Below are 14,896 nucleotides of genomic sequence, written 5' to 3'. Positions count from 1 at the left end.
TCATGTCCCCGATCCACAGGTCCATCACACGGCTGCCGGGGTTCGCCTCCAGGGCCTCTGCCAGCCGGGCGCCGGCCCGTTCGAACAGCTCGGGGCCCGGGGCGCTCGCCGTACGGGAGGGAGCCGGGCTCAGAGCTCCGCGAGGTCCAGGCCGGCCTGGGCGGCCGCGGCCTGCACGGTCTGCTCCAGCAGGACCGCGATGGTCATCGGGCCCACACCGCCGGGCACCGGGGTGATCAGGGAGGCGCGGGCGGCGGCCGACTCGAAGTGGACGTCGCCGACGTTGCCCTCGTTGTAGCCGGCGTCCAGGACCACGGCGCCCGGCTTGATGTCCTCGCCCCGGATGAACTCGGCCTTGCCGACCGCGGCGACCAGGACGTCCGCCTGGCGGACGATCGAGGACAGGTCCTTGGTGCGGGAGTGGCAGTAGGTGACGGTGGCGTTCTGCTCCAGCAGCAGCATGCCGGCGGGCTTGCCCAGGATCGCGCTGCGGCCGACCACGACGGCGTGCTTGCCCGTGAGGTCCACGTCGTACGCGGCCAGCAGGCGCATGATGCCGCCGGGGGTGCAGGAGACGAAGCCGGGCAGGCCGAAGCCCATGGCGGCGAAGGAGTGCATGGTGACGCCGTCGACGTCCTTGCCGGGGGCGATGGCCTCGAAGGCGGCCCGCTCGTCGATGTGGTGCGGGACCGGGTGCTGGAGCAGGATGCCGCTGATCGCGGGGTCCTCGGAGAGGGCCGTGATGGTGGCGACGAGCTCCTCGGTGGTGGTCTCGGCCGGCAGGGCCACGTGGCGGGAGGTGATGCCCGCCTTGGCGCAACGGTTCTGCTTCATGCGCACGTACGTGACGGACGCGGGGTCCTCGCCGACCAGGACGGTGGCCAGGCAGGGCGCGGTGCCGGTGCGCTCGGTGATCTTCGCCGCGAAGGCGGCGGTCTGCTCCGAGATGCGGCGCGCGAGGGCGGTGCCGTCCATGAGCTGGGCGGTGGCGGTGGGGGCAGTCGTCACGGGGTCTCCTGAACGTCGCTGCGGATCGCGGTTCGCCCAGGCGCGCGGCAGTCGACGTACGGGGAGGTGCGCACGCCGGGCCGCTCCCCGGTGGTGATCCACCCGAACGCCAGTCACGGCCCTGCTCCCACTGTAGTCGACCCGTCCCGCAGGGATATCCGGTGGATGACCGGCGCCCGGCCTGGGACGATCGAGACATGACGCGCACTTTCGACCATCTCGTGGCCGAGGCGGAATCCGTCTCGGTGGACGGGTGGGACTTCTCCTGGCTCGACGGCCGGGCCACCGAGCAACGGCCCTCGTGGGGGTACCAGCGGCTGCTGGGCGAGCACCTGTCACGGGTCCGCTCCGCCCTGGACATCCAGACGGGCGGCGGCGAGGTCCTGGCCGGAGCGGGCCCGCTGCCGCCGCTGACGGCGGCCACGGAGTCCTGGCCCCCGAACGTCGAGCGGGCCACCCGGCTGCTGCACCCGCTGGGCGCCGTGGTGGTCGTGGACGCCGACGAGCCGCCGCTGCCCTTCGGCGCCGCGGCCTTCGAGCTGGTGGCGAGCCGGCACCCGGTGACGATCTGGTGGGAGGAGATTGCCCGGGTGCTGACGCCGGGCGGCACGTACTTCTCGCAGCAGGTCGGCCCGGCGAGCGTCTTCGAGCTGGTCGAGTACTTCCTCGGCCCGCAGCCGGAGGAGGTCCGGCGCGCCCGGCACCCCGACGACGCGGTCGCCGACGCCCGGAAGGCCGGCCTGGAGGTGGTCGACCTGCGCTCCGAGCGGCTCCGCACGGAGTTCCACGACATCGGAGCCGTGATCTACTTCTTGAGGAAGGTGATCTGGATGGTGCCTGGCTTCACGGTCGGGCAGTACCGGGACCGGCTGCGGGAGCTCCACGAACGGATCGAGCGCGACGGCCCCTTCGTCGCGCACACCTCCCGGTTCCTCATCGAGGCCCGCAAGCCGGACTGATGCGGGGGCGTGCGCGCGAGGCGGATCCGGCACGGGTCCGGCGCGGATGCAGCGGCGCCGGATCGGTTGCCCGGACACAGCGTGGCGCAGGTCACTCAATTCAGCGCGTAACGAATCGACTCGGGCAGGCGATGAACCGACAGGTGTCCTCGTGCGGCCCCGGAATACAGCCCCCCTGGGGACTGTTTCCCGAGTCCGCGTGATGATTCCCGCCCACCCCTTATCTGTTCGCAACGAGAGGCTCCTTGTGTCGCTCAGCCCGTCCCGTACGTTCCCTCCGGAGATCGCCGAATCGGAGGCCCTCGTCGCGCTCGTCGAGCGCGGCCGCGAGCAGGGTCACATCAACGGTGACGATGTGCGCCAGGCCTTCGAGGCCGGCCGCATCCCGGTGGACCAGTGGAAGCGGGTCCTGCGCAGCCTGAACCAGGTCCTGGACGAGGAGGGTGTCGCCCTCCACGTCAGCGCCGCCCCCGCCACCAAGGCTGCTGCCAAGAAGCCCCGCAAGGCAGCCGCCGCCCCGGCCCGCACCGTGACGAAGAAGGCGGCCGCCGCGCCGCGCCCCATCGGCGCGCGCAAGGCCTCGGTCGCCGCCGCCCCGGCCGCCGCCGCGGCGATATCCGCTCCGTCGGCCGCCGCGTCGCAGGAGGTGTCGGCCGAGGCCGCCGCCGAGCCCAAGAAGCGCACGGTCAAGAAGACCGCGGCCAAGAAGGCCACGGCCACCAAGAAGACCGCCGCGAAGAAGACCACCGCCAAGGACGCCGACGACGCCGAGAACCCGGTCGTCGAGGGCGAGGACTGGGCGGTCGAGGACCTCGCCGACGAGACCGAGGAAGAGGCCCCCAAGGCCGGCGGCCAGGGCTTCGTGCTGTCCGACGAGGACGAGGACGACGCCCCGGCGCAGACCGTCATGGTGGCCGGCGCCACCGCCGACCCGGTCAAGGACTACCTCAAGCTCATCGGAAAGGTGCCGCTGCTCAACGCCGAGCAGGAGGTCGAGCTCGCCAAGCGCATCGAGGCGGGTCTCTTCTCCGAGTACAAGCTCGAAGAGGAGGAGGACCACAAGCCCGCGTTCAAGCGCGAGCTGGAGATCCTCGTCGAGGACGGCCGCCGCGCCAAGAACCACCTGCTGGAGGCCAACCTCCGCCTCGTGGTCTCGCTGGCCAAGCGCTACACGGGCCGCGGCATGCTCTTCCTGGACCTGATCCAGGAGGGCAACGTCGGCCTGATCCGCGCCGTGGAGAAGTTCGACTACACCAAGGGCTTCAAGTTCTCCACGTACGCGACCTGGTGGATCCGGCAGGCGATCACGCGTGCCATGGCCGACCAGTCCCGCACCATCCGCATCCCCGTGCACATGGTCGAGATCATCAACAAGCTCGCCCGCGTGCAGCGCCAGATGCTCCAGGACCTGGGCCGCGAGCCCACCCCGGAGGAGCTGGGCAAGGAGCTCGACATGACCCCGGAGAAGGTCATCGAGGTCCAGAAGTACGGCCGCGAGCCGATCTCCCTGCACACCCCCCTGGGTGAGGAGGGCGACAGCGAGTTCGGTGACCTCATCGAGGACTCCGAGGCGGTCGTGCCGGCGGACGCGGTGTCCTTCACCTTCCTCCAGGAGCAGCTGCAGTCGATCCTGGGCACGCTCTCGGAGCGCGAGGCGGGCGTGGTCTCCATGCGCTACGGCCTCAACGACGGCCAGCCGAAGACGCTGGACGAGATCGGCCGCGTGTACGGGGTGACCCGCGAGCGCATCCGCCAGATCGAGTCCAAGACCATGTCGAAGCTGCGCCACCCGTCGCGTTCGCAGGTCCTGCGCGACTACCTGGACTGATCCGCACCGGACACGCACGGAGCCCCCGGCCGCCAGGCCGGGGGCTCCGTCGTTCCCGGCCCGGGGAGCCCGGGCCGGGAGGGGTCAGTGGACGACGCTCCAGCTGCGCCACGGCAGGCTGGAGGGGGCCGTCACGTTCGACAGGGTGGTCGCGACGTAGATCCCGTCCTCGTGCTCGCCGGGCCGGCAGTCCGGCGTCCGGTAGAGGATCACGTCGACGAGGGTGTTGTTCTCGACGTGGGTGGCCCCGTGCGGCATGCCGATGCGGTGGCAGCCCTGCACGGAGGTGTTGGAGTAGCTGACCTCCACGGGTTTGTCGTGGCCCCTGAAGGTCAGCATGCCCACCGTGGTCTTGCCCGCCGAGCACGCGGTACCGGCCAGCAGGAGGGCTGCAACACCGGTCATGACGCCGATACGCCGGATCTGGGACATGGCGCGGTCCTCGTCTGTGGGTGGCGACGGTCGATGGCCACAGACTGCCCGGGCGTGGCGGCGGCGGCATCCGGGGTGGGCCGTCCGGGTGACGGCCCTCCGCGGTCAGGCGGTCGCGCGGCGCTTGCGGGCGGACATCAGGGCGTAGACCAGGACGCCCGCGAAGAGGAACAGCACGCCCTGGTAGACGGCCGCGTACCCGGACCCGGCGACCAGCCACATCGAGAAGGCGAAGGCCACGCCGGCGAGGACGCCGTCGCGCACCAGCTGCCCGCGCCGGACCCGCTCCGACTGGCCCGAGGCCAGGAAGTACAGCTGGGCGGCGGTGGAGAGCAGGTAGGGGACGGTCGCGGTGAAGGTCGTGATCAGGACCAGCGCCTCGAAGACGCCCGCGGAGCCGGCCGTGTAGTTGTAGACGGTCAGGGCGGAGGCCAGCACGACCGTGACGAGGACTCCGGCCACCGGGACGCCGCGCTGCTTCTTCTCGAAGACCTTCGGGAAGAGCCCGTCGCGGGCGGCCGCGTACGGGGTCTGCGCGCCCAGCAGGGTCCAGCCGTTGAGGGCGCCGACCATCGAGATCACGGCGGCGGCGGCGACCAGCGTGCCGCCCCAGGTGCCGCCGAACATCGCGTCGACGGCGTCGGTGAAGGGGGCCTGCGAGGAGACCAGCTTGTCGTGGGCGACCAGGCCGAAGACGGCGAGGGTGCCGAGCAGGTAGACGGTGGCGGCGCCGACGGTGCCGAGGACGGTGGCCCGGCCGACGTTGCGGGCCGGGTCGCGGACCTCGCCGGCGCTGACGGCGGCGGACTCGACGCCGATGTAGCTGAAGAGCAGGATCGCGGCGGACGCGGAGACCGCCCCGACCGGGCTCTGGCCGGTGGCCTGGAAGGGGCCGAGGTTGGCCGGGTCGAAGAAGAACAGCCCGCCCACGGCCACCAGGAGCAGCGGGACCAGCTTCAGGACGGTCGCGACCACCTGGACCGCGCCCACGTACCGGGTGCCGGCCAGGTTGGAGAGGGCCGGCAGCCACTGGACGACGAGGGCCGCCAGGCACATCGACCACTTGTGGGCCCCCACCGCCGGGAAGAGCACGGCGAGGTAGCCGACGGAGGCCACGGCGAGGGCGGCGTTCGACACCCAGGCGGTCATCCAGTAGCTGTACGCGGCGAGGAAGCCCGCGAAGTCGCCGAAGGCGGCCCGCACGTAGACGTAGGGCCCGCCGGTCTGCGGGTGGCGCTGGGCGAGGCGGCCGAAGACCAGGGCCAGGGCGATGGCGCCGAGGGTCAGGACGGCGAAGGAGAGCAGGCTGATGGTGCCGAACGGCGCGACCGAGGCGGGGAGCAGGAAGATCCCGCCGCCGATCACGTTGCCCATGACCAGGCAGACGGCGACGGGGAGGCCGAAGCGGCGGGCGTGCCGGTCGGCGGTTGCGGGCGCCCCGTCCTGCCCGGGGGTGGCGGGCCGATGGGATCCGGCGGCCCCGGGTGCGGTTCTTTCCTCGGTGGGCGGGGCTGCGGTGCTGGTCATCGGTGGTGCGCCTCTGGATGTCTCACATGGTGGGCAGGTCAACACATGGTTGACCACCGGGAAGTCCGCACCAAATCACCGGCTTTCATCCGGCCCCTGACCCTCTGCGGACGGAAAGGTTCCGCTCGAACCGCCCTGCGGCCGCCGATCCTCCCGTCGGGCCGGGAGGGGCACCTGCGGGCCGTCCGATTCGCGCAGCCAGCGGCGCAGTACCCGGTGCACCGCTTCCGCGCCCACCAGCTCCGTGTCCGGGGGCGACAGGTCCGTCGGCCACATCAGGAAGGGGCGCCCCTGTTCCCCGCCCAGGCCGCCGTGCGAGCCGATCTGCTCCTCGAAGGCGTGCACGGCCCCGGTGCGCGGGTCGTACGCCGAGTTGACCATGACGTCGGCGACGTGCGGGAAGGAGTCCGTCCGGCGGACCGCCTCCGCCGCCCCGGGGCCGAACGCCGCCAGGAGTTCCTCGGCCGCCCCGGGCTCGTCGAGCCGCGCCGAGGCCCCGTCGGGGCCCAGCACCTCGCCGTCGACCAGCAGGAAGCCCACCCCCGGGTGGTTGGCGAGGGTGGGCAGCAGGGCGGGGTGGGCCCGCTCGATCCGCCGGCGGGTGGCCCGTCCGGGCAGGTCGGGGAAGGAGATCAGCCCGAGGTTGCCCGAGGCCAGCACCACCGGGTCCGGGCCCGGCCCGGGGCGGGCCTCCTCCCCGTCCTCCTCCACCGGCCGGTGCAGGGCGGCCAGCACCGCGGCCCTGGCCTCGGCCCCGCTGCGGGTGCGGCCGGCCCGGCGGGACACGGGCAGCCCGCAGCCCGCCCGGACCAGGTCCTCCAGGCCGAGCCCGTACCGGCCGAGGAAGGTCTCCCCCGGGCTCTGGCCGTGGTCCGACAGCAGGACGAAGCGGTACTCGCGCGGCGCGTGCTCGGCGACCCGGGCGATCAGCGCGAGGCTCCGGTCGAGCCGGGCGAGCACCCGGTCGGTGTCCCGGCCGTGCGGGCCGGAGTGGTGGGCGACCTCGTCGTAGGCCACCAGGTCGGCGTAGACGGACGCGCGGGCGGCGAGCAGGTCGCCGATCACCGCCGCGACCACCACGTCCCTCTCGACGACCGTCGCGAAGGCCCTGATCAGCGGGTACAGCCCGCCGCGCGCCACCCGGGGGTGGTCGTCGCGCAGCCGTGAGCGCAGCGACTGGCCGATCTCCCGGCCCGCCTCGGCGACGAAGGACAGGGCGGTGCGGACGGCGTTGGCCGGGTCGGAGAAGTACGCGAAGTAGCCCGCGCGGGAACGGTTGGCGCGGCCGCGCCGGGCCGCGACCGAGAGCACCAGGGCCAGCTGGTCGGCGCCCCCGCTGAAGAGGTTGCCCCGGCTGGCCCCGTCGAGGGAGAGCAGCCCCCCGTCCCGGGTGCGCTGCACGGCACGGCGCTGGAGCTCGGCGGCACTCGTGGGCCGGTTGCAGACCATCACCTCGCCGGTCTCCTTCTCGTACCAGCGGAAGGCCGGCACGTCGAAGGTGGAGCCGTGCAGGATCCCGAGCTGGCTGGCGCCGGTCTGGCTGGACCAGTCCGTGCGCCAGGGCATGACCCGGTGGCTGCCGTCCAGCCAGCCGGCCACCGTCGGCATCAGCCCGGCGGCCGCCGCCCGGCACAGCTCCCGGTACCCGACCCCGTCGAGCTGCAGGAAGACCAGCCCGGGGGCGACGGCGCCCGGGCGCGCCCCGGAACGGCGGCGGCGCCGGGCGGCCAGCCGGTACAGCCGGCGCCGGTAGGCGTCGTCGTCGCGGACCGCGAGGGCGGTCGAGGTGGCCGAGGCGACGGCGGACATCACGGCGGCGACGACCACCGCCGTCTGCGGGGCGGCTTCCGCGCCGCGCCCCTCGGGGATCAGGCTGAGGGCCATGAGCAGGAGGGAGCCGTTGAGGAAGAAGACGAGCAGCCCGAGCACCAGGGCGGGCACCAGCAGCAGGGCCCGGACGACGACCGGCCAGACCAGGGCGGTCAGCAGGCCGAAGGCCCCGGCACCCCAGGCGGCGGTCAGCCCGACGCGGGTGACGCTGTCGCCGTCGGCGGACTGGAGGCGGAAGTCGGGCAGGAGCGCGGCGAGCACGAGCAGGGTGAGCGTGGAGACCGCCCACACGATCAGGATCCGCACCAGTGCGCCGCCCGCGTCCCGCCAGCGCCCTCGCCACCGCCCCATGACAGCCGCCTCGTGTCTCCCCCGGACTGCGTCCGGGGTGCCCGCGGTCCCGCGCCCCGCCCCGCGGTCCCCTCGCCAGCGTCGCACAGGGCGGCCCGGGAGGCCGGTCGGCCCGGACGGCGCACGGAGGTGCGGGAGACGGGGTCTCCGCGAGGACGGTGGCGCTCAGGTGCCGTCGTAGCCGGCGGTCGGCATGGACAGCCTGCGGTGCACCTCGGCCTTCATGGCGGAGGTGTAGCGGGGTTCGTCGAGCCCTGCCGTCTCCAGGCGCACCCCGCGGCGCGCGCACTCGGCGGTGAACTCCTCGACGGAGCGCAGCGCGCGGGCGAGCACCCGCCGGTTCGGGGCGACGAACAGGTCGACCCGGCCCGCCTCCACGTCGCTCCAGAGCCCGCAGTGGTCGGCCCGCAGCCCGTAGAAGAGCAGCTGGCGGGTGACCACGTAGCCCCGCGCCGCGGCCCAGCGCGCGCACATGGCCTGTTGGCTCCGGGTGTCCACGGCGAAGGGGTCGGCATCGAGTTCCTCGAGCGGGGCCAGGCTGGCGATCGCGGCCACGCGCAGCGCATCCATGGCGCCCGACCCTACTCCGATCCGGGCCCGGGGAGGAGGGGGGCGGCGGAGTTCCGCTTCCGGGCGAACCGGTGGGGGAAAGCCTAGGCTCGGGGAGTCGAGGGAAGGGGGTGCGGGGGTGCCGGTGGACATCACCTGGTGGGGGCACGCCGCGTGCACGGTACGGGACTCCGGGGTGAGGGTGCTGACGGATCCGCTGTTCGTCCGGCGGTTCGCGCACCTGCGGCGGCGCCGCGGCGCGGTGCCCCCGCCGGAGGCCGCCGAGGCGGACGTGGTGCTGGTCTCGCACCTGCACGCCGACCACCTGCACCTGCCGTCGCTGGCCCGGCTGGCGCGGGGCACCCGGCTCGTGGTGCCGCGCGGGGCGCTGCGGGCGGTGCCGGGGCTGGCGCGGCTGGCGGGGGCGCGGGGGCTGGCGGTGACGGAGGTGCTCCCGGGCGAGGAGGTCGGCGTGCGGGACGGCGTACGGGTGCGGGCGGTGGGCGCCCGGCACGACGGGCGGCGGCTGCCGGTCGGACCGCAGCGGGTGCGGGCGCTGGGGTACGTGGTCCAGGGCGCGGCGCGGACGTACTTTGCCGGGGACACGGGGCCGTTCGACACGATGGCCGAGGAGACCGGGCCGGTGGACGTCGCCCTGCTGCCGGTGGGCGGCTGGGGGCCGTACCTGGGTCCGGGGCACCTGGACGCGGAGGGGGCCGCTCGGGCGCTGGCGCGGCTGGCCCCGCGGGCGGCGGTGCCGGTCCACTACGGGACGTACTGGCCGATCGGCATGGACGCGGTGCGGCCGCACGAGTTCCACGCGCCGGGCGAGGAGTTCGCCCGGCTGGCGGGGGTGCTCGCGCCGGAGGTGGCGGTACGGGTCCTGGCGCACGGGGAGCGGGTGCGGCTGCCGTGACGCAGTGGTGGCAGGGGGCGGCGGAGGTGGTCGGGCGGGTGCCGCCGGAGACGACCCAGCGGGCGGTGGGCTATCCGGCACTGTTCGTGCTGGTCGCGCTGGGGGCGCTGGTGCCGGTGATCCCGACGGGGGCGCTGGTGAGCACGGCGGCGGTGGTGGCGTTCCATCAGCGGTCGCTGCCGCTGGGCGTGCTGGTGGTGTGCGCGGTGGCGGCGGTGGCGGCCTTCACCGGCGACGTCGCGCTGTACTGGCTCGGGCAGCGCGGGGTGCGGTCGCGGGGCGGCTCGCGCTGGCTGGAGTCCCTGCGCGGGCGGGCCTCGCCGGAGCGGCTGGAGCGGGCGCGGGCGGGGCTGGACGAGCACGGGGTGTCGGTCCTGGTGCTGTCGCGGCTGGTCCCCGCGGGCCGGATCCCGGTGATGCTGGCCTGCCTGCTGGGCGGGCTGCCGCTGCGGCGGTTCGCCCGGGGGGACGCGCCCGCCTGTCTCGCCTGGGCGGCGACGTACGGGCTGATCGGGATCCTGGGCGGGTCGCTGTTCTCCGAACCGTGGAAGGGCGTGGCCCTGGCGGTGGCCCTGACGGTGCTGATCAGCGGGGGCCCGGCGGTGTGGCGGCGGGTCCGGCACGGGCGGGGCGGAGCGGGGTAGGCTCCCTCCCTCCGGGACGACAGGGGTGGCCGATGACGCAGGAACTCCGCGGTGCCGACGGGGGCGCCGCACCCGCCGCCGGGGGTGCGGCCGCACCCTGGGCGACGGTCCGCGCCCTCGCCGCCCGCTTCGACGCGGCCTCCGCCGAGCGGGGGGTGGTGCCGCCGCAGAGCCATGTCCTGCAAGTGCTGAAGATCGGCGAGGAGTTCGGCGAGGCCGCCCAGGCGGTGATCGGCGCGACCGGGACCAATCCGCGCAAGGGACACTCGCACAACTGGGACGACGTGCACGACGAGGTGTGCGACGTGATCATCACGGGGATGGTGGCGCTGGCGCGGATGCGGCCGGACGCGGCGGAGTACTTCGCGGCCCAACTCGCCCTGAAGGCGGGCCGCTTCCTCCCGCCCGCCCCGGCCGCCGGCGAGGAGGAATGACCCGCTAGGCGGCCAGGGGCGGGATGCGGGCGGACCACGGGCGGGCGGACTCCAGTTGGGCCGCGACCCGGACGAGGGTCGGCTCCTCGTGCCGGCGGGCGACCAGTTGGACGGCGAGCGGCAGCCCGTCCGTGCCGAAGCCCGCCGGGACCGAGGCGGCCGGATGGCCCGTGACGTTCCACAGAGCGGTGTACGCGATCATCGGGCGCGAGCGCAGCAGCGCCCCCGCCAGCCCGGCCCCGTCCAGCGCCCCGACCCCCCGCGGCCGGTGCGCGAGCGTCGGGGTGAGCAGCAGGTCCGCCCCGGCGAAGGCGCGTTCGGCCCGTGCGGCCAGCCGCTCCCCCGCGCGCACGGCCCGTTCCACCGCGGCCTCCGGCGCCAGCCGGGCCAGCAGCAGGGTCTGGCGGGTGCGGCGCTCCAGGAGGTCGGGCCGCTCCACGGCCGCCGCCTCCGCGCGCACGCCGCCGCAGAACTGCGGCAGGAACGCGGCCGTGGCGTCGGGGTAGCGCGGGGAGACCTCCCGTACGTCGTGCCCGAGTTCGCGCAGCAGCTGCGCGGTCCGCCGCAGGGCCGTCACGTGTTCGGGGTGGGGGCGTACGCCGGGCACGGCCGGCTTGGCCGACCAGGCGATCCGGAGCCGGCCGGGCTCGGTGGACGCCGCCCGCAGGAAGCTCGTGCCGGTGGGGCGGGCCGTCCAGCTGTCGCCCTCCGCGGGGCCGCCGAGGACGTCGTAGAGCAGGGCGCTGTCGCGCACGGTGCGGGTGAGCGGGCCGATGGTGCCGAGGGCGTACCAGAGGTGGGGCTGCGGGGCGGTGGGGACGCGGCCGCGCTGCGGTTTGAGGCCGAAGAGGCCGCAGCAGGCGGCGGGGATGCGGAGGGACCCGCCGCCGTCGCCGCCGAGCGCCGCGCCGACGAGGCCGGCCGCGACGGCGGCGGCGCTGCCGCCGCTGGATCCGCCGGTGGTGCGGGAGGGGTCCCAGGGGTTGCGGGTGGGCCCGTGGGCGTCGGACTCGGTGAACGGCCACTGCCCGAACTCCGGCATGGCGGTCTTCCCGACGACCACCGCGCCGGCCGCGCGCAGCCGGCGCACGGCCTCGCAGTCGCGGGCGGCCGGGGTCCGGTTGGCGGCGCCGCCGAAGCCCGTGACCTCCCCCGCCACGTCCAGCTCGTCCTTGACCGCGACGGGCACGCCCAGCAGGGGCGGGTCCGTCCCGGCCGCCCGGGCCGCGTCGCGGGCGTCGGCCTCGGCGAGGACCTGCTCCCGGGCGCGCACCACGCGGAACGCGCCCAGCTGCGGGTCCAGCGCCCCGATGCGGCGCAGCGAGGCCTCCGCGAGGGCCCGCGCGGTCACCTTCCCGGCCCGGACCAGCTCGGCCTGCCGGGCCGCGCCCAGGAACAGCAGCTCACCGTCGTCCACGTACGCGCCTTCCTCCACGGGTGTCTCCGTGCCGGGCACCGTATGCCAGGCCGGGCCTGCTACGACAGGGGCATGTCAGGAGGGCCGGACCGGGCCAGGCGGAACCCGACGTCGTCGACCCGGTAGGAGGGGTGGCTGCGGCGGCGGGCGGATGCGCGCAGGCTCCAGTGCTCGTCGAACCAGCCGCCGCCGCGCAGCACCCGGTAGCCCCCGTAGACCTCGGGGTCGTAGACGTCCCAGCACCAGTCCCAGACGTTGCCGAGCATGTCGTGCAGGCCCCACGGGTTGGGCCGTTTGCCGCCGACCTCGTGGAGGGCCTCGCCCGAGTTGCCGCGGTACCAGGCGATCTCGTCGAGCGGGCCGTAGTGCGGTCCGTCGGTGCCGGCCCGGCAGGCGTGCTCCCACTCGGCCTCGGTGGGCAGCCGGTACCCGTCGGCGGCCCGGTCCCACTCGGCCGACTCGCCGTCGACGGCGTAGGCGGGGGTGAGCCCGGACCGCGCCGAGAGGGCGTTGCAGAAGCGGACCGCGTCCCACCAGGAGACGCCCTCGACGGGCAGCCGGCCGCCGCGGGCGGTGCTCGGGCGGGCGCCGGCGACCTCGGCGTAGAGGGCCTGGGTGACGGGGAACACCGCGATCCGGTAGGGCTCGAGCTCCACCTCCCAGCTGCGCCGCGTCCGCCGGTCCGACAGGGTCACCCGGCCCGGGGGCGGGGCGGCCATCGGGATGTCCGCGCTGAGGTCCATGGGAGTCGATCTTACGGAGTCCCCCGCCCGGCGTGCCCGGGCACCGGGCGCACCGGCCTGCGGGCGGCGGGCGGCAGGCGGCAGGCGGCAGGCGGCAGGCGGGGGTGTCAGTCGGCCAGGCCGGCCAGGACCGAGCCGAGCAGGGTGAGCGCGCCCCGGACGTGCGGCAGGTCCAGGGGGTCGCGGGAGCCGAGTGCGGCGAGCCGTTCCTGCGGGGTGGCGCCCAGCAGCGGTCCGGTGGACAGCCGTACGCGCAGCGCGCCCAGTTCGTCCGCGAACCGCTGTCCGCCGGGCGTCGGCGAGCCCAGCCGGCCGCCGAGCCAGTCCTCCAGCTCCATCGCGTCGCCCACCCCGTGGCGGGCCAGGCCCGTGCGCAGGGGGGTGAGGTCGGCGTACAGGTGGCGGCCGGCCTGTGGGGGCCGGGCGAGCGCCCCGGCGGCCAGCAGCTCCCGGTGCGCGGCGGCCGCCACCGCCCCGTGCAGGGCGGCCGCGGCGTAGGCCCGCCCGGCGACGGCGTCCGGCTCGTCCAGCGCGTACGCGGCGGCCACCGCGACCGGGCCGGCCACCAGCGCCCCGGTGGCGGTGAGGATGTCGAGGGTGCGGGCGCGCAGCCAGGTGCCGCGCGGCGTGGCGGGGAAGCGGGCCACGGCGGCGGACCAGCCGCCCGGCAGCAGCGCCCCGGACAGGTCGACCAGCACGGCGGCCGTGGCGGGCAGCATCTCGGCCGGGCTCAGCACGAGCGTGTCGTGCGGACGGTGGACGGTGTCGCGCCAGCTCTCGTCGCTGACCACGAACAGCCCGGCCCCCTCGGCCGCCTCGCAGGCCTCGCGCAGCATCTCGGGCGGCGGCACCGTGCCGGTCGGGTCGTCGGCCACCGACAGCAGCAGCACCCGCGGATCGCCGCCCTCGGCGCGCACCCGCCGTACGGTCTCCAGCAGGGCGTACGGGTCCGGTACGCCGCCGCACTCGGCCGGCGTGGGCACGTGGTAGGCCCGCCGCCCCAGCAGCCGGACCTGCGGGGTCCACCAGGCGGGGCAGGGCCGGGGCAGCAGCACGTCGCCCCCGTAGGCGCCGAGCAGCGCCAGCAGCAGCGCGGGGGCGCCGGGCCCGGCGGCCACGTTCTGCGGCTCGGTGGGGAGCCCGCGCCGCGCCCAGTGCCGGCAGGCGGCCTCGCGGACGGGACTCCCGCCGCCGGGGGGCTCGGGGGCGGCCCGGTCCGCCGCCCCGGCGAGGACGGCCCTCAGCTCCGGCAGGACCGGAAGGCCCGGCTCGGGGGCGGGGGGACCGTACCTGACGGGCCCGCGCCCCTCCGGGGCCAGGCGCCACGCTCCGGCCGGCCCGTCCGTCGTCCGCTCGGCCATCCCCGCCACGTGCCCGCCCTCCTACTGCCCGGTGCCCTTGCCGCCGCCACTGACCTGCCCTTTATACGATTGTTTTCACCACGTTGCCCGCTTTCCGTCCGCACCCCACGCCCTCTGCGCCGGTCATCCGCGCCTCCCCACCAGGGCCAGCAGCCTGGTCTGCGCGTCCGCCCCGGCCGGCACGTCCAGCGGCACGTCGTACATCCCGCTCGCCGCCAGGCTGTCGGCGTACGGCATGACCTCCTTGAGGGAGAACTCGACGAGCCCGTCCGGCAGCCGGTCGTCCGCGCCGATGGCCCGCGCGAGGTCCCAGGCGTGGACGACGCAGTCGGCGGTCAGTTCCGAGCAGTACGCCGCCCCGCGCGTCGGCCCGTACGAGAGCCGGACGGTCCGCTCCAGCGCCCCGGGCGCCCCGAAGGCCGCCCGGCCGGCGGCCGCCGCCCGCTCCCAGGCCCCCGCCGGGTCGGCGCCGAGGAGGTCCCCGGACAGCGCGTCCCCGACCTCGGCCACCGACCGGCCCTCCGTGACCAGGGGCGGGATCCAGAGCTGCTCGCCCGTGACGTGGTTGACCAGGTCCCGCACGCTCCACTGGGTGCAGGGGGTCGGCGCGTCCCACTGGCCGTCCGCGACGGCCCGCACGCCCTCACCGAAGAGCCGCAGCGCCGCGGCGTGCTGTTCGAGCAGCGTCTCCGGCATCGTCCTCACCGTCCTTGGCGATGGGGCGCCGGGCATGCCGCCGCCCCCTGGGCCCCACTGTCCTCGCCCCCGCACCGCCCTGCCACCGACCCGCCCAGCCCCCTTGGAACACAACGAGGCTGTCCACATGTCGAAACACGGATCTCATATGACGGTCGGATCCCCTACGGTGATCACAGCACTTCGACGACGACGAGGAGG

14 protein-coding genes and 1 riboswitch are annotated in these 14,896 nt (G+C 75.3%); of the genes, 5 read left to right on the top strand and 9 right to left on the bottom strand.

Translation table 11 applies throughout. The features are described from left to right. Positions 1–129: 129 nt before the first annotated feature. Positions 130–975 carry a bifunctional 5,10-methylenetetrahydrofolate dehydrogenase/5,10-methenyltetrahydrofolate cyclohydrolase gene (locus AB0469_RS21445; RefSeq protein WP_366453011.1) on the bottom strand — a complete coding sequence of 282 codons (846 nt, stop codon included), beginning with the start codon at positions 973–975 and terminating at the stop codon, positions 130–132. A 60-nt stretch (positions 976–1,035) separates the two neighbouring features. Further along, positions 1,036–1,135, bottom strand: a riboswitch (ZMP/ZTP riboswitch). A gap of 70 nt (positions 1,136–1,205) precedes the next feature. Between AB0469_RS21445 and AB0469_RS21440 the strand changes: the two genes are divergently transcribed. Together AB0469_RS21440 and AB0469_RS21435 are read left to right on the top strand one after the other, a co-directional pair. Then, positions 1,206–1,967: a methyltransferase domain-containing protein gene (locus AB0469_RS21440; protein ID WP_366453003.1), complete on the top strand. Its 762-nt coding sequence runs from the start codon at positions 1,206–1,208 to the stop codon at positions 1,965–1,967. Positions 1,968–2,214: 247 nt separating this feature from the next. Next, entirely contained in the window at positions 2,215–3,795 is a 1,581-nt protein-coding gene (locus AB0469_RS21435; protein ID WP_366453002.1) for an RNA polymerase sigma factor, read from the top strand. Between the two features lie 84 nt (positions 3,796–3,879). Here AB0469_RS21435 and AB0469_RS21430 read toward each other — a convergent pair whose 3' ends face one another. The 4 genes from AB0469_RS21430 to AB0469_RS21415 form a co-directional block, all read right to left on the bottom strand. Continuing rightward, entirely contained in the window at positions 3,880–4,227 is a 348-nt protein-coding gene (locus AB0469_RS21430) for a hypothetical protein (RefSeq protein ID WP_366453001.1), read from the bottom strand. Positions 4,228–4,332: 105 nt separating this feature from the next. Further along, positions 4,333–5,754: an amino acid permease gene (locus AB0469_RS21425; RefSeq protein WP_366453000.1), complete on the bottom strand. Its 1,422-nt coding sequence runs from the start codon at positions 5,752–5,754 to the stop codon at positions 4,333–4,335. A gap of 75 nt (positions 5,755–5,829) precedes the next feature. Continuing rightward, a complete protein-coding gene (locus AB0469_RS21420) occupies positions 5,830–7,935 on the bottom strand; it encodes a phage holin family protein (protein ID WP_366452999.1) in 2,106 nt (701 codons plus the stop codon). Positions 7,936–8,100: 165 nt separating this feature from the next. Further along, the gene (locus AB0469_RS21415; protein ID WP_366452998.1) at positions 8,101–8,505 is read right to left on the bottom strand and encodes a hypothetical protein; all 405 of its coding nucleotides are present in this window, start codon (positions 8,503–8,505) and stop codon (positions 8,101–8,103) included. A gap of 118 nt (positions 8,506–8,623) precedes the next feature. On the opposite strand from AB0469_RS21415, the gene AB0469_RS21410 reads away from it, so the two are divergent. The 3 genes from AB0469_RS21410 to AB0469_RS21400 are packed head-to-tail and all read left to right on the top strand — an operon-like array spanning position 8,624 to position 10,478. After that, positions 8,624–9,400, top strand: coding sequence for an MBL fold metallo-hydrolase (locus AB0469_RS21410; RefSeq protein WP_366452997.1), 777 nt, complete (start codon positions 8,624–8,626; stop codon positions 9,398–9,400). Next, the gene (locus AB0469_RS21405; protein WP_366452996.1) at positions 9,397–10,044 is read left to right on the top strand and encodes a VTT domain-containing protein; all 648 of its coding nucleotides are present in this window, start codon (positions 9,397–9,399) and stop codon (positions 10,042–10,044) included. Before AB0469_RS21410 ends, AB0469_RS21405 begins: the two co-directional genes overlap by 4 nt. Before the next feature lie 32 nt (positions 10,045–10,076). Continuing rightward, complete coding sequence (locus AB0469_RS21400) at positions 10,077–10,478, top strand: MazG-like family protein (protein ID WP_366452995.1); 402 nt, start codon at positions 10,077–10,079, stop codon at positions 10,476–10,478. A gap of 4 nt (positions 10,479–10,482) precedes the next feature. Here AB0469_RS21400 and AB0469_RS21395 read toward each other — a convergent pair whose 3' ends face one another. The 4 genes from AB0469_RS21395 to AB0469_RS21380 form a co-directional block, all read right to left on the bottom strand. Continuing rightward, on the bottom strand, positions 10,483–11,913 hold the full coding sequence (locus AB0469_RS21395; protein WP_366452994.1) for an amidase: 1,431 nt from the start codon (positions 11,911–11,913) through the stop codon (positions 10,483–10,485). 41 nt (positions 11,914–11,954) lie between these two features. After that, positions 11,955–12,638, bottom strand: a complete 684-nt coding sequence (locus AB0469_RS21390; RefSeq protein WP_366452993.1) for an SUMF1/EgtB/PvdO family nonheme iron enzyme — start codon at positions 12,636–12,638, stop codon at positions 11,955–11,957. 107 nt (positions 12,639–12,745) lie between these two features. Next, positions 12,746–13,999 (bottom strand): aminotransferase class I/II-fold pyridoxal phosphate-dependent enzyme, encoded by a 1,254-nt coding sequence (locus AB0469_RS21385; protein WP_366453010.1) that lies wholly within the window; start codon positions 13,997–13,999, stop codon positions 12,746–12,748. A gap of 123 nt (positions 14,000–14,122) precedes the next feature. Continuing rightward, on the bottom strand, positions 14,123–14,695 hold the full coding sequence (locus AB0469_RS21380; RefSeq protein WP_366452992.1) for a TIGR03086 family metal-binding protein: 573 nt from the start codon (positions 14,693–14,695) through the stop codon (positions 14,123–14,125). Positions 14,696–14,896 lie beyond the last annotated feature (201 nt).

The sequence above is a fragment of the Streptomyces sp. NPDC093801 genome (assembly GCF_040701585.1).
Lineage (GTDB): Bacteria > Actinomycetota > Actinomycetes > Streptomycetales > Streptomycetaceae > Streptomyces.
Note: the sequence above shows the minus strand (reverse complement) of the source record. Positions and strands in the feature narration are given on the sequence as shown.